Origin of the sequence: Mesorhizobium sp. M5C.F.Ca.ET.164.01.1.1, assembly GCF_004792125.1 — a bacterium.
Taxonomy (GTDB): Bacteria; Pseudomonadota; Alphaproteobacteria; order Rhizobiales; family Rhizobiaceae; genus Mesorhizobium; species Mesorhizobium wenxiniae.
On sequence record NZ_SRTG01000632.1, the window covers coordinates 1 to 279 of the forward strand.

1 pseudogene is annotated in these 279 nt (G+C 66.7%); it reads left to right on the plus strand.

What is annotated here, in order from left to right:
* A pseudogene (locus tag EN807_RS35075) lies at window positions 1-279 on the plus strand (deoxyguanosinetriphosphate triphosphohydrolase); the annotation flags it as partial.

Genomic DNA, 279 nt, shown 5'->3' on the forward strand with positions numbered 1-279 from the left:
CTCGGCTATCGGCCGCGCGCGGCCTATGCCACGGATCCGGCGAGCTCGCGCGGCCGGCTGTTCGACGAGGTGGAAAGTCCGACCCGCACGCCTTTCCAGCGTGACCGCGACCGGATCATCCATTCGACGGCGTTTCGGCGGCTGAAGCACAAGACGCAGGTCTTCATCGCCCATGAAGGCGATCACTACCGCACAAGGCTCACCCATTCGATCGAAGTGGCACAGATCGCGCGTGCGCTGGCGCGGGCGTTGCGCAGCGACGAGGATCTCGCCGAAGCG